This is a genomic window from Mesorhizobium sp. M0771, assembly GCF_040320155.1.
Lineage (GTDB): Bacteria > Pseudomonadota > Alphaproteobacteria > Rhizobiales > Rhizobiaceae > Mesorhizobium.
On the sequence record NZ_JAMYPC010000013.1, the window covers coordinates 79440 to 99700 of the forward strand.

A 20261-nucleotide genomic window follows, 5' to 3' on the forward strand; every position below is an offset into this window, starting at 1 on the left:
GAGTTTCAGAAAGGCAATTTTTTCAGCCTTGCGGCCGCCGTCCCGGACTTGGCGGAGCCTACTTTTGCGCCGCCGTGCTGGTAGCGGCCATGAGGAAGCGCAAGGGCGGCACCGGCTGCTGCCGCGGGGACAGACCGGCGTGGCGAAACAAGGCATCGAGCTTGTCGGCGGCCACGCCGACAACGATAGGAATGAGGTTCGACTGGCTGGCCAGCGCATAGGCGGCGGCAGACGCCATGCCGCGCTCGGCCTTCACATCGAGGAAATTGCGCAGCCGGTATTTGTCACGCACATGCCGCTCGTGCTTGCGCAGCAGGGCCTTGGAGCCTTCCGGCAGGCTGTCGATCTTGAGCAGTGCCAGATCCGCATCGGCGAGGCGCTTCAGATCCTGTGTCTTGTGGCGCCCGCTCAGCGAATCGGCGCGCACGATCGCGCCATAGCCGCAGGAACGGATGACCTTGAAGCGTGCGCCAAGGGCAAAGGCGCGGGCGTACAGTTCATAGTCTTCGCCGAGACGCAGGTTCTCGTCGTAACGCAGCCCATGCCTGTCGAGGAAAGCTCTTGATATCACCGGCTTGAGAAAGCCGAGTTCGCCGCGCTGGACACGCCGTCTGGAGATGTTGCCCTCGATGAACCGCTCGAAGTCGAGGAATTCCGGGTCCGCCGAAAAGGACGGGGCGACGATCTTCGAGACATCGGTCGCCGTATCGTCACGGATCAGCATGATGTTGTCGGCGGCGAAATCCCAGTCGGCGCTGGCAAACAGCTGGCGAAACCGTCCCTGAAGGAAGAAATCGTCGGCGTCGAGAATGCTGATGAAAGGCGATTTCGACCCGGCAATGGCGGCGTTGCGGGCGAAGGACGGGCCGCGATTGGCGTCGAGCCGGATGACCGAAAGCCGGCCGCTGCCATCATCGGCAGCGCTGGCCACCTTTGCGGTGTCATCGGTGGAGGCGTCGTCGACGACGACGACTTCCGCCACCTCCGGCTCGCGCAGCGCCGAGGCGATGGCTGCGGGAATGGTCCGGGCCGCGTTGCGCGCCGCGATGATCACGCAGACCCGGGATTCTGTCATGGACATAGGGTGGCCTTTCGATTGCATAAAGTGTCGCGAGGCCCCTCGCCCTCCCGGCGCGCGGCGCCGGACCCCGATCCATCCCCAGCGGATCGGGACGGAACGTTATCTGCCTGCTGCATGACGACCCTCATCGTCACCGGCTTTCCCGCTCGAAAATCCGCCGGCTGAGGTCGGCTGACGCGGCCCAGCCGGCCTCGGTCAGGTAGCGGACAGGTTCGCGGCCGCACAATTCCCACAAAACGGTGCGCCGTTGCGGCCATCTGAGCGACGACAGCCACGGCGCGATGACCATGTGGAACAGGTCTTCATTGCCGATGCGTGACAGGATCCTGGTGGCCCGATCCGACAGCAGCGTGCCGGCGCCACCAAGCAGCACATCGGCGGCGCGCAGGCCCAGCAGCAGGGTGTCAGCCAGCCCCTGCTCGGCCGCGTAGTCGAGCACAGTCTGCTGCTCGGCCTCGCTCAGCCGACTGGCAGCGGCCCGGACATCGCAGACATAGCCCGCGCATGGCTCGCGGTTGAACAGCGCCTTTGCGACACTGATGCAGGACAGAAGCAAAGTGTCGGAGGCCGAGATGAACGGCACGCTGGAGCCGGCGATCGCAAGCGCGCGCTTGCGGCGCAGGAACCCTTCCGTATCGCGCGGGCTGGGCGATCCCGGCTGCTGGAGCCGGTAATGGAGATCGACGGTGGACAATTTCCGACCTTGGCTGCGAACCATGTGCTGCTCGCCCAGAAAGCGCACCCACCAGACGGAGCGGGACTTGCCGGCGACCTCGTAGCCGATCGAGCGCAGCGCATCGCGAGCCCTAAAGAAGCCGGCCGGCGACACCAATATGTCAACATCTCCGGACGGCTTCATGAAATGGTCGCCATAGAGCAGTTGCTGCTGGAGGGGCCCCTTCAGGAACACGAAATCGATGCCGCTGCCGCGCAGCGCCTTGTCGATGGCCATCGAATCCATGATGCCGGACGAGTTCATCGCAATCGTGCGCCGGCGATAAGTGTCGAGCCACTCGAGCAATCCCGGCGGCGTCTCGCCCGCCGGTGGGCGCGACAGCGCCTTCAGCATGAAGGTGGCGACCTTGTTCAGCCTGGCGATGTCGCAAACATCGGCAACGGAGATGGCCGGTGCAGGCGCGGCGCTGGGGCTCGCCCCGGAGGCGAAGAACAGCCGCAGGCACGCCTGCACATAGGCCACTTCGTCGGCGCAGCCAGCGGCGCGCAACCTTTGGAAGGTCCCTTCCTGCAAGGCCATCTGCTGCAGCATCTCCGCAAAAAATTCGCCAGGCGCGTTATATTGCAAGTGCGAAGCAAAGCATCGCCAAATTCATGCGCCGCGTCCAGTTTTTCCTTTGGCGCCAATTTCCTGCAACCTGAACGTTTCGCAACACAGTCCTAGATGCAAGGCACCGCCTGATCGGGGCTTGTGACGGGTACGTCAGCAACAATTTTGTGGGAATGCGCCAGCGCCCAAGTGAGGAGCATTCGAAGGAAAATTTAACGTAATTAAATCAGATACTTAGTTGATGGCCTCGGACACTCTGCTGAATTCTCCTGGGATGTGAAAATGCAAAGCGCTTTGATCACCATTGAAGGGAGTCGCAACCGAGAATTGATTAACGGCTGGTAAATCAGGCTTGACTCATAAATGCTGCCATGCAGCTATTGCGGTGCAGCAATAGCTCGCTGCCGGCAATCGACAGGCCGCTTCCAGTCCACAAGTGGAGAGTAAATTGGAACAGAATGTTGAAAAGCATGAGTACGAAACCCCTAGCCTGACGGTCCACGGCTCGATCGAGACCATCACGCAAGGCGGTAGCGGTACTACGGCACTCGACGCCTCGTTTCCGGCACATACGCCGGTCGGCGAACTCACCTTCTCCTGAGTATTCTCTCGTTGGGGTGACAAAGTCCGGACTCTGCAAACAGAGCGCACTAAGGAGAGTCGGGGGTCAAACCCCGGCTCTCGCGTCTTTGTCCGGAATTGCCGAAGCGTTGGTTGTGAGCGAGGTTTAGGAATGGACTGGAACCCCACGGACCATGATCGGATGAGCGCGAGCAAGGATGCCGTGGCCTGCGAATTCGGCAACGGCCTGGCGCTGCTCGATATGAGGTCCAACATCTATTACAGCCTGAACAGCGTCGGCGCCTATATCTGGGAGCTGATCCAGGAGCCGCGGCCGATTTCCGAAATCCGCAGCGCCGTGCTGGATCGCTACAATGTCGATCCGGAACGCTGCAAGGCCGATGTCGATGGATTGTTGAAGGGCTTGGCGGACGCCGGGCTTGCGAGGCTCCATGATGAGGAACTTGTCTAGAGCTTTCTCACTTAGCGGGCCGGAGATGCTCTTTCTCGCCCACTGCCTTGCGGTGGTCGTGGCGGTGCGGCTGGGGCTGACGCTGCTTTCCTACAACAAAGTGCGCCGCATGGTGACCCGGCTCGACGCGCGCGAACCAGCCGACATCGGCGATCTCAGGCGTGTCGCCTGGGGCGTGGCTGCGGCTGCCCGCCTGGTGCCTGGCGCAAGCTGTCTGACCCAAGCGCTTTCCGGCCAATATTTGCTTGCCCGCCAGGGCAACGCCTCAAAAATCCGCATCGGCATCGAGCGCGATACCGGCACCGAGTTGAAGGCGCATGCCTGGCTGGTCAGCGGCGACCATATCGTGCTCGGCGGCTCGCTTGGCGGGTTTAACCATCTCGTCGACCACGGCCAGTGAGCGATGAGCGGCGTCGCCGGAATTCTGCTGAGGCAGGAAGGCAGGCAGGCCGCCGCGGCCGACATCCAGCGCATGCTTGCCCGCATGCAGCATCGCGCGCCTGACGGCAGTTCGTGGTGGATCGACGAGGGCGTCGTTCTTGGCCACGCCTGGCTCAACACCACCGATGAAGCCGGCCCCGGCCCGCTGACCATGGCCGGCGGCAAGCTCGCAATCACCGCGGATTGCCGGCTGGACAACCGCGACGAACTCTTGGCCAGGCTCGGCATCCGGGACAATTCGGTTGCCGACGCCGTGCTTGTGATGCGCGCCTATCTGCGCTGGGGCGAAGCCTGTCCCGAATATCTGCAGGGCGACTTCGCCTTTGCCATCTGGGACGCCGAGCGCCAGAAGCTGTTTTGCGTGCGCGATCATTTCGGCGTCAAACCCTTCTACTACCATTCGAGCGACCGGCGTTTCGTCTTTGCTTCCGAGATCGGGCCGATCCTCGATGTCGGCGGCGTCGACATGCGCATCAGCGAACACCAGATTTCCGGCTTCCTCGCCGGGCTGCCCGACGATCCGCAATCGACTGCCTATGCCGATATCTTCCGCCTGCCGGCGCGCCATAGCCTGACGGTGACCGGGAACCAGGTGGTGTTGCGCCGCTACTGGCAGATCGAACCGTCGCCAAGACCGATGCGGGCGGACACGGCCGAGGAATTCCGCCATCTGTTCTCGCAATCGGTCCGCAACCGCATGCGCGGCACGCCTGCGGTCGGGGCGATGCTGAGCGGAGGCCTCGATTCCTCCTCGATCGCCTGCGTGGCGGGCCTGCAGAATGCCGCCCAGCAAAGACCGAGGCTGCCGACCTTCTCGCTGGTGTTCGAAAAGGGCTCGCCGATGGATGAGCGTCCGTTCATCGAGGCGGTGCTGGGCCAGCAGAAGGTCGACGGCACTTTGATTTCCGTCGGCGACTACGCGCCCTTCGCGGAATTCGAACGCATTCTGGAGGAGCAGGAAGAAACGTTCCTGGCCCCCGGCCTGTCGCTGACCCGCGACATCTACAGGACGGCCGGCGCCAAGGGCATGAAGGTGCTGCTGGACGGCCATGGTGGCGACGAGGTGGTTTCGCAAGGCCACGGCCATCTGCACGAACTCGCCGATGCCGGCAAATGGATGGAGCTGTGGCGTGAGCTGCGCAGCGCTTCCAACACTTATGGCGACGGCATGCTCGGCCTTTACTACAAGTTCCTGACCCTCTACGGGCCTGCCTGGCGCGTCGCGAGAATCAAGCGGTTCGCGAACCGCGTGCTTGGCAAATTGCGGCGCCATCCCACTGGGCGGCCGGCGACGAGCTGGCGCGGCCTGATCAATCCGGACCTGGCGATGCGCACCGACCTCGTCGAACGGTTCCGCAGGGCCGGCTATATGCCGCCCGCGGTCAGCGCCAGCGAGACCTTGACCCATCGCTGGCTGCTGTCGAACGGCATGGTGCCGCACGCCTTCGAGGTACTCGACAAGGCGGCGGCGAATTTCGGCGTCGAGCCGCGCTACCCCTTCTGGGACAAGCCTCTGGTCGAGTTCTGCCTGACACTGCCCGGCGCGGAAAAGCTGAACCAGGGCTTTGGCCGCTCGGTGTTGCGCCGTGCCATGGAAGGAATTTTGCCCCCGGCGGTGCAGTGGCGGCGCGACAAGATCGATTTCACCTCCAATTTGGTCAAAGGCATGCTGGGCAATCACCGCGATCTCCTGGACAAGGTGCTGGTGAAAGATGCGGCGCGGATTGCCCCTTACGTCAACCTGCCTGAGGTGACCGCCGCCTATGGCCGCATTTCCAGCCAACCCGAGGCCGCGACCTTGCCCGATGTCCAGTATGTATGGCGTTCGATTTCGCTATCATTGTGGCTGCGGCAGGTGCAACAGCGCGGGAGCCAATGATGATGCCGGCCAACATGCCTCTTGCCGCTGATGACCGCCATGCAATTGCTGCTCGCGCACAGCACTTCTACAAAGCCTATGGGCTGACGATCGCTTCGCAGGTCGAACTGCCTGAGCTAGAGCCGAGCGAACCAGCTTGCGTCGATGTGCTGATCACGGTCGGCCCGATCGACCTGCCAAAACCCTCGCCCGAGACCGGAACCGCTTTCCGTTTCGAGCCGCGGCAGCAATATTTGGCATGGCAGACGGTCGGCGCCTTCCTGATCACCGATGCCTGCCGGATCGAGGTGGAGCCGGCGCCCGATGTCGACGATGCGCTGCTGGCGTTTCCGCTGCTCGGTCCGGTCATGGCACTGCTCCTGCACCAGCGCGGCCTGCTCATCCTGCACGCCAGCGCCATTGCGGTCGGCGGCAAGAGCGCTGTCTTCATGGGCGACAAGGGCGCCGGCAAATCGACGACCGCGAGCGCGATGATCCGCGCCGGGCATCGATTGCTGACCGACGATGTCGTGGCGCTCGATCTCACGGACCGGCCGATGATCGTTCCGGGTTTTCCGCAGCTGAAACTCGCCGCCGATGCGGCCGCCGCGTTTCCCATCCGCCAGGCAGAGATACGCCCGCAGGTGCATGCGGCGATCGACAAGATGCAGCATCGCCTGCACGCCGGATTTGCGGCAGACGCGGTGCCGGCGACCCGGATCTATATCCTCGAGCGCAGCGACAAAGCAGCGATCACGCCGCTGCCAGGCATCGGCGCCCTGCCGGCCATCATCAAATTTTCCTATGTGACGCGTTTCGGCCGTCCAGCCCTGGTCGGCGATTTTGCCACGACACATCTTCGCCAATGCGCGGCCCTGGCCAGCCAGATCGGCGTCTGTCGCCTCGAAGTGCCCACCGGGCTCGACCGTATCGGCGAAGCCGTCGCCCTGATCGAAAACGATCTGGCGGCCGACAAAGGGCCGCGGTGACTGACATGTCCGCATCGCAGATCCTGCGCTTTTCGTTTTACCGCGATGTCGCCGGCTTCGGCGCCGCCATGGCCCGGATCGGCGGGCGCAGGACCTTCACGGCATTGCTGTTCCTGATCCTGGGAAGCCTGACCGAAGGCATCTCGATCCTGCTTCTGGTGCCGCTGCTGCATCTGGTCGGGCGACCCGAGCAGAATTTCGCGGTCAGGTTGCCTGACCGCGACTGGGTGCGCTGGCTGGCTCCGGACGGAACGCTGCAATTGACCACGGTGCTTTGCCTGCTGGTCGGGCTTGTCGCGCTGCAGGCAGCGTTCAACCGCTATAAATCCGTCTACATGGCGCGGCTGCTGCTCGACTTCATCAATCGCCTGCGCATGAACCTGTTCGAGAGCATCGGCAAGGCGCGGTGGGGGATATTCGCGCGCATGCGCAGCTCCGATCTCGACCATGCGCTGACCGGCGATATCGACCGCGTGCAGTCGGCGGCGTTCTCCCTGCTGATGCTGGTGCAGATCGCCGTGCTTCTGGCGGGTTATCTCGTTGTCTCGCTGTTCATTTCGACAGTGATGACGGCGTTTGCCATTGTCGTCGGCATCGTCACCTTCCTGGCGCTGCAGCCGTTTCGGGCACGAGCCAGCGCCTTCGGCCGGGTTTTGACCAGCAATCGCCAGGAGCAGTACCGAACGGTCTCGGAGTTCCTCGGCGGCATCAAGGTGGCCAAGAGCCTGAATGTCGAGGCGACCTATTACGCGCAGCTTCGCGCGACACTGGAGAAGATGAAGGCCGACAACATCAACTATGTGCGCAACAGCACCATCGGCACCGCTCTGTTCCAGGTCGCCAGCGTCATTGGTCTGAGCCTGTTCATCTATGTCGCTTTGGTGCGCTTCAACCTCTCGCTGGCCGAGATCGTTGTCCTGCTTCTGGTGTTCATGCGCATTGCGCCGCGCTTCATGGACATGCAGATGCAGGCGCAGCAGGTGCTGATCAATCTGCCGGCCTATGCCTCGATGCGCGACATGCAGGCGCGTTTCGATGCCGAGCGCGAGCCGGCAAACCTCGAATCGGATGCCAAGCTGTCGCTCGATGTCGGGCTCAACATACGCAATGTCTCCTTTGCCTATGAGGCGGGCGGCAAGCCGGTGGTGAGCGATGTCACCTTTGGCCTACCCGCCGGCAAGGTAACGGCGCTGATCGGTCCGTCAGGATCGGGCAAGAGCACGCTTGCCGACATGCTGCTTGGCCTGCTCGAACCGAGCGAGGGCAAAATCCTGGCCGATGGCGTCGAGATCGGCGCCGCCAACCGCCGGCGCTGGCGCGACCAGGTGGCGTATGTGCCGCAAGACGTGTTCCTGCTGCACGATACGATCGCCGCCAATCTGCGCCTTGCCGCGCCGCAAGCCAGTGACGCGGAGCTGTGGACTGCACTGCGCGCTGCGCATGGCGCCGACTTCGTCGAGCGGCTGGAGTTGCGGCTCGACACGGTGGTCGGCGACCGCGGCGTCCGGCTCTCGGGCGGCGAACGCCAGCGCATCGCGCTGGCGCGCGCGCTGCTGCGCAAACCTTCGCTGCTCATTCTCGACGAGGCGACCAGCGCGCTCGACTGGCAGAACCAGTCCCTGATCGCCAAATCGATCGACGGCTTGCGCGGATCGATGACGATCCTGACCATTGCGCACAGGCCATCGATGATCGCCTTCGCCGACTGGGTGGTTGCAGTCGAAAACGGACGAATCGTCGAAGTCGGGCAATATCAGAGGTTGAAAGCGAAGGCCGGCAGCCGCCTGTCGAAAATGCTTTCAGGCGAGCAATCGGAACCCGAGCCGGCCGAAGCAGGCTGAGTCCGGCTGCAAGATGATCCGAGGCCGACCTTGCGGCTTCAGACTGTTCAATGCACGCTGCGCCTCGCCGAGAGCTTCTCGCCTTCAACCGCCTTGTCGGCGCCGAGGCTTCTTTCGGCGTCGCGAGCCCTGTCGGCCGATGTCGGCGCGCTCCTGGCGATCATAACATACACCAGCAGGAAATAACCGACTTGGATGAGGACAGCGCAGCCGATGACGCGAAGCACCGTTGTGGTGACCGTCGCGCCGTCGACATAGGACCACGCGACCACGATCGCGAGGGCGAAAACCATTCCAATGACGAATTTTGGTAATGACATGTTCGGCGGCCCGTCAACCGGCCCGAGCATGCAAAAGCGATGACTTACCCACCCGAGTATCTCCCCATTCGCCATGCGAGCTTATTTAGCTGCTCTTTTTCGGCCGGTTGCTTCCGGCCTTCCCAACCCATCCAGACTCTATCAGGAATAATTTGCGACTCTATTAAGGCGCGAAACTGACGGCAAGGGCAACCTGCAATAATTTTCGGCTTGGCGGCGGCTTGGACTCCGCCATGCTGCGATGCACACGCAGGGGTGGTGACCTAACTCGTCATGCGCTTTATACTACAGTAGAATCTACAACGTTGATTAGTATTTTACTTGATTAATTTAGCAAAGCCAGTGATTCGAAAATCAGTTAAACCCGTTCCCTCTGCGGCAAAGGACGATTTGCCCAAAACCCGCCGAAAAAATGCATTACATTTCCTACGGTTGCTAATTATTCGTCACAAACCCGCCATAAAGGGCAAAATTTGGGCAAGGAGGGTTTATTATTTAGTCAATTCCTGACGTGACTATTTCAGCCATATGGGAAATTGTGTGTTGCGCTGCAGCATTTTTTTGGTATCGTGGCATAAACCATCCGTTCAACGTATGGAGCTTTTGCATGAGGGACGTTGCCAAGTCGGCCAATGCGGCATTTTCGCATGTCGGCGTAGATTTTCCGCCACCCATCGGCGGGCTGCTGAAGCGCAGTTTCGATATTTTCGGTTCACTTGTCGGCCTGGTGGCGCTTAGCCCGCTGTTCCTGATGGTGGCCCTTCTGGTCAAGCTTTCCGACGGCGGCTCGATCTTCTACGGCCACAAGCGCATCGGACGCGGTGGGCGGATTTTCCCCTGCCTCAAGTTCCGCACCATGGTCGAAGACGGCGAACGTGTGCTGGCCGCCTATCTCGCGGCCAATCCGGAAGCCAACGCCGAATGGATCGCGACCCGCAAGCTGAAGAACGATCCGCGCGTCACCCGCGTCGGCGCCGTTCTGCGCAAGCTCAGCCTCGACGAGCTGCCGCAGATCATCAACATCCTGCAGGGCGACATGAGCCTTGTCGGGCCTCGCCCGGTGGTGCGCGACGAGCTTGAGATCTACGGCAGCGCCGCGGTCTATTATTTGAAGTCGCGGCCGGGCCTGACCGGGCTCTGGCAGGTCAGCGGACGCAACGATGTCTCCTATGACAGTCGCGTCGCGTTCGACCGTCACTATGTCGAGAACTGGTCGCTGTTCGAAGACGTTCGCATCATCCTCAAGACCGTGCCTGCGGTGTGGATGTCGCGCGGTTCCTACTGACCGACCGCAACTGGTCAGCAATCGGGCCGGTACGGCCCGAAGCCAATCCGGTCCAAAGCTATTCGGCGATGGGCCGGTCTCGCATTGCAGCCATAGTATTCTGCCAGGTTCCGAAGGAGGCACTCGGCAGCAGGCCTATCGGGCGGATGGGGCCAAAACGGATCGGAAACGTTCAGTTGAAAACAGACATATCAGCGTATTTTCGCCTTGCCGGCCCGATGCGGCCGGCACGGCTCGTCGCCACGTGCCTCGCTCTGTCGCTCGCGGTTCCGGCCATGGCCGACGAGTACCGGCTCGGCTCGCAGGACAAGCTCAACATCCGCGTCGCCGAGTGGCAGACGGTGGAAGGCACGTTCCGTGACTGGTCGGCGGTAAACGGCGAATATTCGGTCGGTCCAGCCGGCAATTTGTCGGTGCCGTTCGTCGGCGAACTGCCGGCCGCCGGCAAGACCACGTCGGAGGTTGCGACCGCGATCAGCGTCGCCCTGCAGCGCAAGCTTGCCTTGTCGGACAAGCCGGAAGCCTCGGTGGAAATGGTGCAGTTCCGGCCGTTCTACATCTCGGGCGAGATCCAGACGCCTGGCCAGTTTCCCTATGTGCCGGAGCTGACCGTGCTCAAGGCGATCAGCATCGCCGGCGGCATCCGGCGCAACGCCGATTTCGGCACCCAGCTCGGCAAGGATCTGATCACCGCCAAGGGCAATTTCGACATTTATGACGACCAGCGCGTGCGGTTGATCGTCAAGCGTGCCCGCATCGATGCCGATCTCGCCGGCAAGGAGAGTTTCGAGGCGCCTAAGGAAGTCGAGGGCGACCCGCGCCTGGCGACAATCGTCGCCGACGAAATGCAGATCCTGATCTCCGACCAGAAAGCGTTGAAGCTGAAGCTGCAGGCGCTTGACGATCTGAAAGGGGTCCTGCAGTCCGAAATCGAGGCGCTGCAGAAAAAGATCGTCAACCAGCAAAAGCAGGTCGACCTGGCGCAGCAGCAGGCGGACAGTATCGGTCCGCTGGCGCAAAAGGGCTTGGTCGCCAACGCACGCCTGCTTTCCTCGCAACAGTCGGTCACCGATCTGCAGGGCAAGATCCTGGACTATGAGACGGCGATCCTCACCGCCAAGCAGTCGGTCAGCAAGGCGACGCAGGATGCCATCGATGCCCAGAACACGTTGAACTCGAGACTTGCCGCCGACCGGCAGCAGGTCGAAGCAGACCTCAACGAAGCCGCACTCAGGGTCAACATGCAACAGGGCCTGATGGCCCAGGCATCGGACCCGGCCACGACCGCCGCCATCACAAACCACAATGAAGAGCCGGCGCTCATCTATTCGCTGGTGCGCGTGACGGACGGCAAGACCAGCGAGATCGACGCCAAGGAAGATACGCCGGTGCTGCCGGGCGACGTCATCAAGGTGAAGCTGGCGCCGACGGCCAGCCAGTAACCTGTTTGTTTGGAGCAATTCCGGACGGAAAACCGTTTCCCACTTTTCCCGGAATTGCTCTAGCGCTCGGGCTCGCTCGGCGAGGCCCGCGCGATGGAGGCGGGAGGAACCAGTTCGGCTCGTTCGCGCCAGGGTGCGGGCGGGAACTTCCGTTTTTCGACCGCTTGAAGGCATTCCATGCAGCCCGCCGCACCGCGCCACGTCTACCTCAATCTCGATGCCATCCGCGGCGTCGCGGCGATCAGCGTCATGCTCTACCACTTCTCGCCGTTCCTGGCCGCCGGCAAGGTGCTGCCGTCGAGCTATTTGGCCGTCGACCTGTTCTTCCTGCTCAGCGGCTTCGTCATCGCGCATGCCTATGACCGCAAGATCGAAAACGGCATGGGCGTCGGCACCTTCGTGGCGATCCGCCTGATACGCCTCTACCCGCTCTACCTCGCCGGCACGCTGCTCGGTTTCTTCTATCTCGTCGTCAAGAACCGGCTGATTCCGGCGGAATACATGCCGATCTCCGAGATCGGCACCATGCTGACGACCGGCATGTTCTTCATCCCGCTGGTCAGCGATGCCTATCGCACGATCTTTCCGCTCAACCCCGCGTCGTGGTCGCTGTTCTTCGAGCTGATCGTCAACATAGCCTATGTCGCCGTCTTCTTCCTGCTGACGAAACGCGTGCTGAGCACGCTCATCGCCGTCAGTCTGGTGTTGCTGGTGGTCGTCTCTATCATTGCCGGCACCCTCGACTTCGGCATGACCGGATCGACTATCATCAGCGGCCTGCCACGCGTCTGTTTCTCGTTCTTCCTGGGCGTGCTGCTTTGCCGGTCCATGACACGCTATCAAAGCGGGCTCGGCTTTCTGCGGCGCGGCTGGTGGATAGAGGCCGCGATCGCACTGACGCTCGTTGTCTTTGCCATCGCGCCGGTCGGCGGCGCGCGCGTCGCCTACGATCTCGCCTGCGTCGTCTTTGTTTTCCCGGCGCTGGTGGTGGTCGGCACTATTGCGCCGACGGCGCCGCGCCTGTCAGGCCTCTATGGCTGGCTGGGGCGGATTTCCTACCCAATCTACATCATCCACACGCCGCTGCTGATGATCATCGCCGGGGCGGGCAAGGCCGCAGCGATCGACCCGTTCGCGCATCATCCCTGGTTCGGCATCGTCATGGCGGTTTCCGTCATCGTCATCGCCGACATCGCCACGCGCCTCTATGACGAGCCGTTGCGCCGCTTCCTGCAGCGGCTGATGCTGCGCAAGCGCGCCGTCGCCTGAGATAAGCAAGTCAGACGCGCGCCGGCATGCGGCCGTTGGCGGTGTTCTCGTCCGGCACCGGAACATAGGCCCGCCTTGCCCTGGCGAGCGGCACCGGGCGCAGCTTGAACAGGCCGTAATAGACGATGAACGAGGCCATGAAATAGGGGCCGAGGATCTCGACCTCGAAGAAGGAGCGGATCAGCATCATGCCGACCGCGCCGGCGAGCACCACTGAATCGGCGCTCCAGTCACCGAACACCACCTTCGAAACATGGCCCCAGAAGGAGCGCAGGATGATCAGCGCCAGCATCGTCACGCCGATGAAGCCGAGCTCGACCAGCGTCTCGATATAGGTGTTGTGGAAATGGAAGCCGGTGCGGGTGGAGATGTAGAACTCGGCCCAGAGCCGTTCCGGATCGGCAAAACCCTGGATCCAGTAGGCGGCATAGCCATAACCGAGCACCGGACGCTGCTGCGCGGCGGCCCAGCCCTGTTCCCAGAGATAGGTGCGGCCGGTCAGCGTCGAATCCTTGCCGAAGATGCCGAGCACGACATCGAGCAGGCCAAGGTTCAGCGCAGCCATCACACCGCCGACCAGCGCGGTAGCGCCGACGACGAACAGCACGCGGCGGTAGCGGCGTGACAGAACCTTGCTCATCGCAAGCAAGGCAACGACACCGATCACCGCCGGAAGCGAAGCGACCGACGTCGCCGAGTGGGCGATCGCCAGCATATAGACCGACAGCAGGATGATCGGCGCGGTCCAGACGAAGCTCATCCAGTTGCGCCGGTAGAAGGCCAGAAAAGCGAAGCAGAAGAAGATGCCGAGCGAGGCGAAGAAGCCGATCTGGTTCTTGGAGCCGAAGGCGCCGACGAAATTGGTGGTGCCGTCGATAGTGTCGAGCGCATAGGCGCCAACCTTCAGCGAATACAGCAGCACGATGAAGATGCCGATCAGCGAGCCCAGCACCAGCGTGCGCGTGCTGATGGTGCGCGCCGCGATGTAGGCGCACAGCATGTGGGAGAAATATTGCAGCCCCGCCCGCGCGCTGGTGCCGGCCGCTTGCGACCAGAACAGCGACAGGCAGACATAGGCCGCAAACAGCAGCGGCAGCCAGGCGCTGGAGAGATCGCGGGCGAAACGCCGGTAATCGACGAACAGCAGCGGCAGCCATACCAGATAGTAGGCGAGGATCAGGATCTGGCCGAAATTGGTGGAGTAGGCGAAGGCAAAGACCGACACCGCAACGGCGAAGGCGGCATAGGCCTTGTTGTTGTCCGGATCGATCAGAATGGATTTCGGGATCTTCATATCCGTACCGGATTTCTCATGCTGCCGCCTTTCGGCTGGGCTGAAGCGCCCATGGTCGGCTTTTCTGCGTCATGCGCGATCGCCGGAACCTGCCCTTGCCGGACCCCGATCAGCGGGCATCCATTGTGCAGTGCACAATATAACCTCTATCGCCTGTCACTCAATGGTAAATTTGCCGCGAGGGGTAAAGTTGCCGCAGGCAGGGCCAAAACGACCATGCAACCGACAAATGGCGTTAATGCGGCTCGCTCGTTCGAAAATTCAAACTGTGGCCGCTACCACAGCGCTCCGCCGGTGATCTGGATGTTTTCCATGGTGATGCCCTTGGCCAGATCCGAGCACAGGAACACGGCTAGAGCCGCGATTTCCTGCGGCTGCAGCATGCGCTGCTGGGGATTGCCCTTGGCGATCTCGGCCATCGCTTCCTCGGCGGTTCTGCCCTTGCCCTCACGCTCGACGACCTGCGCCACGTTGCGGCGCATCAGTTCGGTCTCGACCCAGGTCGGGCTGATCATGACGCAAGTGACACCGTGCGCGGCGCCTTCCAGCGCTACACAGCGGGTAAGGCCGAGCAGCCCGGCCTTCGAGGCGCAGTAGGCCGGGTTGTCCTTCCAGCCGACGGAAGCCGCCGTCGAGCCGATGTTGACGATACGGCCCCAGCCGCGCTCGATCATGCCGGGCAGCACAGCTCGGGTGACGCGGAACGCTCCGCTGTGATTGGTGTCGACGATCTTGTCCCACAGCGCGTCGGAATGGCCGCAGACCGGCTGTTCGGCGGTGGTGCCCGCGGCATTGACCAGTATGTCGGCCGGGCCGATGGCGGCCTGCGCGTCGGCTGCAAACCGGTTGGTCACCTCGCTGTCGCGGACATCGAGATGGGCGGCACAAACCCTGGTGCCGTGTGCCGACAGGGCCAACCGCACGCGCTCGAGTTCATCGGCGCCGGGATAGTAGGCGGCGTCGGATCTGTCGGCGCCGGCGGGCGCGATGTAGGAGCCGACGGCGACATTGGCGCCGGCTTGCGCCAGGGCCGTAGCAATGGCGAAACCCATGCCGGAAAACCCGCCGGTGACGATGGCGCTGCGGCCGGAAAGGTCTGTCATGGTGGGCAGTCTCCGATGCGACGTACGATGCGTTTATTCATAGTCCGTCGCCGGCTAGGAGCGCTACCTTGCCGGCAACGCGGCCGTAACATCGAGTTTCGCTAAAGCGGTTTGCCCAGCCACTCGCGGTAGAAGCCTTCGAGATCTGGCTCGAAATCATGGACGATCGGGTAGCCCGGCGCCGCCGCTTCCACTTCGTGCATGGTGCCGCATTGTGGACAGATGAATTCGCGAATTTCCATCCATTGCGGATCGGGGATATCGCTGTTGGGATAGATCTCGCGCAGCGCTTCCTCGGTGTTTCGCACGTTGATCGCAGCCTTGAGCTTCCAGTTCTTGCGGTAGTCGCCGAAGGAGTGGCCGCATTCGCAGCGGGTGATCCGTTCATCGCCGCTTTGGCAGATGAAGAGGTGATCCGAGACCGGCAGCAGGATCGGGTCCTTCCATGCGACACGGTCCTGATAGACGGCGAGCATCTTGAAGAAGCGGTCGTCGTCCTTGTAGGCGCTCATGATGCGCTTTGTCTGCGGCCAGGGCAGCTTGCCGGCTGAGAGATCGCCGAGGACTTCCTTGCTGTATGAGGTCATGCCTTTGCTCCCGGCATGAAGATCGATCTGGCGTCGACGGTCCAGAAATCACTGAAATCCCTGGTGAAGCGCGACGATAGCTTGATCGCGCTGGCATACATTTTCTTCACCTCGGGCGCGAAGTCGGCCTTCTCGACACGGCCGCGTTCGGCAGCGATCCAGTCCGAAACCGGGATCGCCTTGGCCAGACGCTCTCTGCGCATGGCGGCACGACGTTCGACGGTGGCGTCGATATCGGCAACCGGATAACCCTCGGCGTCGTCCTTCAGCACGATGCCGAAAATCTGGATCGCCGCCTGGCGGGTGAGAAAACCGTTCTCGACATCCCAGGCGGTCTTGACCGGATCGCGCTCCAGCACGTCGCCGTAGCCGCCGCCACCATTGTAGGAATGGCTGAAGATGTCCCCCGACTTGTGCGGCGAGGTGATGTAGGGGCCTTCGACCACGGCATGGTCGCCGCCGATGTTCTTCTCGTAGTCGGAGACATGCGGATCGATACCTGGGGCATGCGCGAGCGGTTCGCCTTTTGCCGCCAGTTCGTGGATGTTGGAGTTGCGCACCGCGCGATGCTTCTGGCAGGTCGGCGCGGGATAACCGCCGCACATGCCGCCATTGTCGAATACCCGCGAGGAGTGTTCCGAAGTGTGCAGTCGCAGGTGCGAGGTCTTGTTGATCAGCCAGGTCGAGACGAAGGAACAGCCGCCGCGATATTTGCCGGCGCCGCCCGAATTGGGGACGATCGAGCGGCCGATATAGACCATCGGCATCGATTGTTCCCAGACCTCGATGTTGCCCATGTCGGATTCCGGATTCCAGCCGACATAGGCGGTGTCGAGGCCATCGGCGATGGCCAGCGCGCCGGAGCCGGCGGCGGCGCATTCGAAATGCGCCATGCCGAACGGCGTACCGTACTGGCTTTCGCCGCCCATCTCGATCATCGGGCTGTTGACCTGGCCGACGAAGGCTTCCTCGACGAAGCCGCGCGCGACGAAGCCGCGCGACAAAAGGCGTTGGAACACGCCATAGGCCGGCAGCAGCAGCGCCCAGGATGTGGCGGTCGCCACCATCTCATTGTCGGGGTTGGTCCAGGTGGCGTGCGGCAGCTTCAGCTCGGTCGCCATCCAGGCGCCGTCATTGACCAGGCCTTCGAAGTTCATGTGCTGGGTCAAGGTGACGAACATGCCTCCATCCATGCCGGCCGGCGTGCAGTTCATCGAATGGTAGCCCCAGGGCTGCGTGCCCTCGAAGTCCATGGTGATCTTGCCGTCGGTGGTGATCTCCATCTCGATCGGGATGTTGTAGAGCCAGTCGGGATCGCCAAGCAGCTGGAAGCCGGGCTTGCCCGCCGTGACATGGCCGTAGAAGGTGTGGCCGCGATAGATGCCGGGCACGGTGAGCTGGCAGGTGCGGGCGAGCTGGGCGCGACGGCCCTCCTCGATGAACTCCTTCGACACCTTCATCCAGTAGTCGAGGCCGATCTCGGAGATCAGCTGCTTGACGCTTTCGCGCATGTCGATGCAGGAGGCGACCTTGGCCTTCTCGTCGAGCACCCAGTAGATCGGCATGCGCAGATTGCGCTCGCAGCGGATGACGTAGTCGCGGCGGATCTCGTCATTCTCGCCGATCTTTTCGGCGCAGACGAACAGGCCTTCGGTGAAGCGCTCCTGCGCCAGGCAGACGTCGCCGCCGGGCGTGATGCCGCCGGCTTCGAGCTCGTGGCAGACCGCACCGGCCCAGCCGACCAGCGTGCCTTCATGGAAGATCGGCACCACGTCCATGACGTCGGGCACCTGCACGGTGCCGATGAAGGCATCGTTGTTGGCGAAGATGTCGCCTTCGCGGATCTTCGGGTTTTCCTCGTAATTGTTCTTGATCATCCATTTGATGAAGCGGCTCATCGTGTGGACGTGGACCATGATGCCGTTGGACAGCGCGATCGCATCGCCCTCGGGCGTATAGATCGCCACCACCATTTCGCCGACTTCGCGCACGCCGGGCGAGGCCGAGATGCGGCGGGCCATTTCGCGGGCCGAGACGCAATAGGCGCGCAGCTTGGTGTGCAGCGTCTCGAATTTCAGCGGGTCCTGGTTGCGTAGCGTGAGCTCGGTGATGCCGTCATAGCAGCCGGTCTGTTCCATCAGCCGTTCTGAATCGAGCAGCCGTTCGCGAAGGCGCAGAGCCGAGGCAGGTTTGTCCAACATGGCGGTGCCCTTTCAAGAATGGGTGTAATGCAGCAGCGTCCACTCATCGACGTGGACACGGTCCTGCGGGTGAACAACGAGCGTGGTGGCGGGATGTTCGATGATGGCCGGACCGATCACCTCATGGCCGGGCTGCAGTAGGTCCATCTCGTAGAGATTGGCCTTGTGCCAGCGTCCCCCGATATAGGCCTCGCGCGCGCCCTTGTGCGCTGCTGCCGGGGCCGACTTGCCGAGCCGGCGCTTCAAGAGCACCGGCTTGACCTTGTCGGCGGTGGCGATCAATCCGAGCTCGGTGATGGTGAAGCCGGCTTCGCCATAGCGCGAAACGCGATGGTTGACCTTGGCGTAGACCGCCTCGAACTCGTCGATGACCCTACGCATGTCGTCAGCCGAATTGACCTCGGCAAGCGGTGCCATGACCTCGACATCCTCGAGCTGGCCGGTGTAGCGCATCATCAGGAACGGCACGGTCTTGATCTTGTCTCTGATATGGCCGTCGCTGATCATCTCGTCGACCGCCGCCTTGGTGAGATCATTCCAGACGTCGGTGACCTTCTTGCCGAAAGCGAGCAGCTCGTCATCGCTTGCGCGGGCGCCGATGTCGTGCTGCGTCGAGACCGAATGCCGACGCATGAAATCGGCGGTGGTGCAGCCGAAGGCCGAGAAGGCGGCGGCAAACTGGAAGGTGATGATGTCCTTGAAGCCGATGCCCCTGGAGCAGCCGGCCAGATGCAGCGGACCCGAGCCGCCATAGGACAGCAGCGTGAATTCCGAGGGATGGATGCCCTGGCCGGAGATGACCCGGCGCAGCGCGTTGTTGGCATCGTCTTCCAGCATGTCGATCATGCCTTCGGCAGCCTCCTCGACACCGACGCCAAGGATGCTGGAGCATTTTTCCTCAAACGCTTTGCGCGCCTTCTCGACCTGCAAGACGACCTTGCCGCCGAGGAAATAATACGGGTTGAGGCGGCCTAGTATGGCGTCGCAATCGGCGATGGTGGGTTCAGTGCCGCCCTTGGCGAAGCAGATGGGGCCGGGGTCGGAGCCGGCGCTTTCCGGCCCGAGCGAGACTTTCTTGGTCAGCGGGTCGACCTTGAGGATCATGCCGGCGCCGGCGCCGATCGTGTCGAGATGCAGCGTCGGCACGTTGAGCTTGAAACGGTCCATCAGCGGCTCGTTCTCGATCCGCGTCTGGCCGCGCGAGATGACGCCCATGTCGAAGGAGGTGCCGCCCATGTCCGAGCAGATCAGGGAGTCGTTGCCGATGAGCTTGCCGACATAGGCCGCGCCGAGAATACCGCCGATCGGGCCGGAAATCATGGTTTCGTGCAGGCGCGGATGGTTGATTGAGGTCAGGCCGCCAAAGGACAGCAGCGTCTGCACGCCGTATTTGAAGCCGTATTTTTTCGAAACGTCCTCGATACCCCTAAGCTGCTTGCGGCCGCGCGACGTCGCGTAGGCTTCGATCAGCACCGAGTTCAGCCGCGACTGTTCGCGGATGACCGGGCGGACCTCGTGGCTGGTGTAGATGAGGATGTCGGCGCCGGCTTTCAGCACCTCCTCGCGGCATATCTCGGCGATGCGCTTTTCGTGCACCGGATTGACGTGCGAGAAGATGGTCATGATGCAGATCGCCTCGACCTTGTCGGCAATCAGCTTCCTGGCCGCAATCGCGACTTCATGCTCGTAGAGCGGCAGCACGATGTCGCCGAACTGGTCGATGCGCTCGGTGACGCCATGGGTGCGACGACGCGGCACCAGCGGATCGGGATGATGGTGGGTCACCGCATGCAGCCGGTCGGCATAGGAATAGTCGGCCCAGGCCTGCAGGCCGCGACCCATCAGGATCATGTCTTCCAGACCCTTGGTGGTGATCAGGCCAAGCCGGCGCCCGGTGCGCGACAACAGTGTGTTGAGCATGCCGGTGCCGGAATAGAGCACGACGTTGACGCCGGAGAACAGCTGCTCCAGCGAGATGCCCCAGGCGTCGGCCGCGTCTTCGGCCGATGCGAGGAAGCCTTCGGCCTCGTTCTTCGGCGTGGTTGCCGACTTGCCGATCTTGAAGTGGCCGTCCTGGTCGACAAGGATCGTGTCGGTCATGGTGCCGCCGGCGTCGATGCCGATGACGATTGGATTGCCGACGATGGGGCTGGTGAGGTTGGGTTGGGTCACGGTCGCCTCAGGATTGCTGTAGGATGGCTCAAGCTAGATTCCTTGGGCGGCCTTGCGCCA

At 62.5% G+C, this 20261-nt stretch carries 17 protein-coding genes; 9 read left to right on the forward strand and 8 right to left on the reverse strand.

The features are described 5' to 3' along the window. Positions 1–58: 58 nt before the first annotated feature. Together NKI05_RS20020 and NKI05_RS20025 are read right to left on the reverse strand one after the other, a co-directional pair. The gene (locus tag NKI05_RS20020) at positions 59–1081 is read right to left on the reverse strand and encodes a glycosyltransferase family 2 protein (RefSeq protein WP_023702337.1); all 1023 of its coding nucleotides are present in this window, start codon (positions 1079–1081) and stop codon (positions 59–61) included. Positions 1082–1211: 130 nt separating this feature from the next. After that, positions 1212–2336 carry a nucleotidyltransferase family protein gene (locus tag NKI05_RS20025; protein WP_023816354.1) on the reverse strand — a complete coding sequence of 375 codons (1125 nt, stop codon included), beginning with the start codon at positions 2334–2336 and terminating at the stop codon, positions 1212–1214. Between the two features lie 478 nt (positions 2337–2814). Here NKI05_RS20025 and NKI05_RS20030 point away from each other — a divergent pair, with 478 nt between their 5' ends. The 6 genes from NKI05_RS20030 to NKI05_RS20055 all read left to right on the forward strand — a co-directional run bounded on the left by NKI05_RS20030 (position 2815) and on the right by NKI05_RS20055 (position 8528). Beyond that, positions 2815–2967, forward strand: a complete 153-nt coding sequence (locus NKI05_RS20030; RefSeq protein ID WP_023684233.1) for a lasso RiPP family leader peptide-containing protein — start codon at positions 2815–2817, stop codon at positions 2965–2967. Between the two features lie 162 nt (positions 2968–3129). Continuing rightward, positions 3130–3399, forward strand: coding sequence for a PqqD family protein (locus tag NKI05_RS20035; RefSeq protein WP_245259933.1), 270 nt, complete (start codon positions 3130–3132; stop codon positions 3397–3399). 25 nt (positions 3400–3424) lie between these two features. Next, positions 3425–3799, forward strand: coding sequence for a lasso peptide biosynthesis B2 protein (locus NKI05_RS20040; protein WP_023702339.1), 375 nt, complete (start codon positions 3425–3427; stop codon positions 3797–3799). A 3-nt stretch (positions 3800–3802) separates the two neighbouring features. Continuing rightward, entirely contained in the window at positions 3803–5719 is a 1917-nt protein-coding gene (locus tag NKI05_RS20045; protein ID WP_023816355.1) for a lasso peptide isopeptide bond-forming cyclase, read from the forward strand. Continuing rightward, positions 5719–6687: a phosphoenolpyruvate carboxykinase (ATP) gene (locus tag NKI05_RS20050; protein WP_023715553.1), complete on the forward strand. Its 969-nt coding sequence runs from the start codon at positions 5719–5721 to the stop codon at positions 6685–6687. Before NKI05_RS20045 ends, NKI05_RS20050 begins: the two co-directional genes overlap by 1 nt. Positions 6688–6692: 5 nt before the next feature. Then, on the forward strand, positions 6693–8528 hold the full coding sequence (locus NKI05_RS20055; RefSeq protein WP_023711265.1) for an ABC transporter ATP-binding protein: 1836 nt from the start codon (positions 6693–6695) through the stop codon (positions 8526–8528). Between the two features lie 47 nt (positions 8529–8575). Here NKI05_RS20055 and NKI05_RS20060 read toward each other — a convergent pair whose 3' ends face one another. Continuing rightward, a complete protein-coding gene (locus NKI05_RS20060) occupies positions 8576–8848 on the reverse strand; it encodes an exopolysaccharide production repressor protein (RefSeq protein ID WP_023711266.1) in 273 nt (90 codons plus the stop codon). Between the two features lie 607 nt (positions 8849–9455). On the opposite strand from NKI05_RS20060, the gene NKI05_RS20065 reads away from it, so the two are divergent. The 3 genes from NKI05_RS20065 to NKI05_RS20075 all read left to right on the forward strand — a co-directional run bounded on the left by NKI05_RS20065 (position 9456) and on the right by NKI05_RS20075 (position 12844). Next, entirely contained in the window at positions 9456–10133 is a 678-nt protein-coding gene (locus NKI05_RS20065) for a sugar transferase (protein WP_023668816.1), read from the forward strand. Positions 10134–10351: 218 nt separating this feature from the next. Beyond that, entirely contained in the window at positions 10352–11575 is a 1224-nt protein-coding gene (locus NKI05_RS20070; protein WP_032894632.1) for a polysaccharide biosynthesis/export family protein, read from the forward strand. A 177-nt stretch (positions 11576–11752) separates the two neighbouring features. Beyond that, a complete protein-coding gene (locus NKI05_RS20075) occupies positions 11753–12844 on the forward strand; it encodes an acyltransferase family protein (RefSeq protein ID WP_023816356.1) in 1092 nt (363 codons plus the stop codon). Between the two features lie 10 nt (positions 12845–12854). Here NKI05_RS20075 and NKI05_RS20080 read toward each other — a convergent pair whose 3' ends face one another. The 5 genes from NKI05_RS20080 to NKI05_RS20100 form a co-directional block, all read right to left on the reverse strand. After that, positions 12855–14138, reverse strand: a complete 1284-nt coding sequence (locus NKI05_RS20080) for an O-antigen ligase family protein (RefSeq protein WP_023689977.1) — start codon at positions 14136–14138, stop codon at positions 12855–12857. A 275-nt stretch (positions 14139–14413) separates the two neighbouring features. After that, the gene (locus NKI05_RS20085; protein WP_352792992.1) at positions 14414–15241 is read right to left on the reverse strand and encodes an SDR family NAD(P)-dependent oxidoreductase; all 828 of its coding nucleotides are present in this window, start codon (positions 15239–15241) and stop codon (positions 14414–14416) included. A gap of 101 nt (positions 15242–15342) precedes the next feature. Further along, on the reverse strand, positions 15343–15828 hold the full coding sequence (locus NKI05_RS20090; RefSeq protein WP_023668821.1) for an acetone carboxylase subunit gamma: 486 nt from the start codon (positions 15826–15828) through the stop codon (positions 15343–15345). Further along, complete coding sequence (locus NKI05_RS20095; protein WP_352792995.1) at positions 15825–18029, reverse strand: hydantoinase B/oxoprolinase family protein; 2205 nt, start codon at positions 18027–18029, stop codon at positions 15825–15827. The genes NKI05_RS20090 and NKI05_RS20095 overlap by 4 nt, the downstream gene beginning before the upstream one ends. A gap of 12 nt (positions 18030–18041) precedes the next feature. Next, positions 18042–20201, reverse strand: coding sequence for a hydantoinase/oxoprolinase family protein (locus NKI05_RS20100; RefSeq protein ID WP_023816358.1), 2160 nt, complete (start codon positions 20199–20201; stop codon positions 18042–18044). Between the last annotated feature and the right edge of the window lie 60 nt (positions 20202–20261).

Excerpts from the sequence above, each read along its gene's own strand:
- NKI05_RS20020 (WP_023702337.1), bottom strand. The coding sequence starts at position 1,081 with ATGTCCATGACAGAATCCCGGGTCTGCGTGATCATCGCGGCGCGCAAC.
- NKI05_RS20025 (WP_023816354.1), bottom strand. The coding sequence starts at position 2,336 with ATGGCCTTGCAGGAAGGGACCTTCCAAAGGTTGCGCGCCGCTGGCTGC.
- NKI05_RS20035 (WP_245259933.1), top strand. The coding sequence starts at position 3,130 with ATGAGCGCGAGCAAGGATGCCGTGGCCTGCGAATTCGGCAACGGCCTG.
- NKI05_RS20040 (WP_023702339.1), top strand. The coding sequence starts at position 3,425 with ATGCTCTTTCTCGCCCACTGCCTTGCGGTGGTCGTGGCGGTGCGGCTG.
- NKI05_RS20045 (WP_023816355.1), top strand. The coding sequence starts at position 3,803 with ATGAGCGGCGTCGCCGGAATTCTGCTGAGGCAGGAAGGCAGGCAGGCC.
- NKI05_RS20050 (WP_023715553.1), top strand. The coding sequence starts at position 5,719 with ATGATGCCGGCCAACATGCCTCTTGCCGCTGATGACCGCCATGCAATT.
- NKI05_RS20055 (WP_023711265.1), top strand. The coding sequence starts at position 6,693 with ATGTCCGCATCGCAGATCCTGCGCTTTTCGTTTTACCGCGATGTCGCC.
- NKI05_RS20060 (WP_023711266.1), bottom strand. The coding sequence starts at position 8,848 with ATGTCATTACCAAAATTCGTCATTGGAATGGTTTTCGCCCTCGCGATC.
- NKI05_RS20065 (WP_023668816.1), top strand. The coding sequence starts at position 9,456 with ATGAGGGACGTTGCCAAGTCGGCCAATGCGGCATTTTCGCATGTCGGC.
- NKI05_RS20070 (WP_032894632.1), top strand. The coding sequence starts at position 10,352 with ATGCGGCCGGCACGGCTCGTCGCCACGTGCCTCGCTCTGTCGCTCGCG.
- NKI05_RS20075 (WP_023816356.1), top strand. The coding sequence starts at position 11,753 with ATGCAGCCCGCCGCACCGCGCCACGTCTACCTCAATCTCGATGCCATC.
- NKI05_RS20080 (WP_023689977.1), bottom strand. The coding sequence starts at position 14,138 with ATGAAGATCCCGAAATCCATTCTGATCGATCCGGACAACAACAAGGCC.
- NKI05_RS20085 (WP_352792992.1), bottom strand. The coding sequence starts at position 15,241 with ATGACAGACCTTTCCGGCCGCAGCGCCATCGTCACCGGCGGGTTTTCC.
- NKI05_RS20090 (WP_023668821.1), bottom strand. The coding sequence starts at position 15,828 with ATGACCTCATACAGCAAGGAAGTCCTCGGCGATCTCTCAGCCGGCAAG.
- NKI05_RS20095 (WP_352792995.1), bottom strand. The coding sequence starts at position 18,029 with ATGTTGGACAAACCTGCCTCGGCTCTGCGCCTTCGCGAACGGCTGCTC.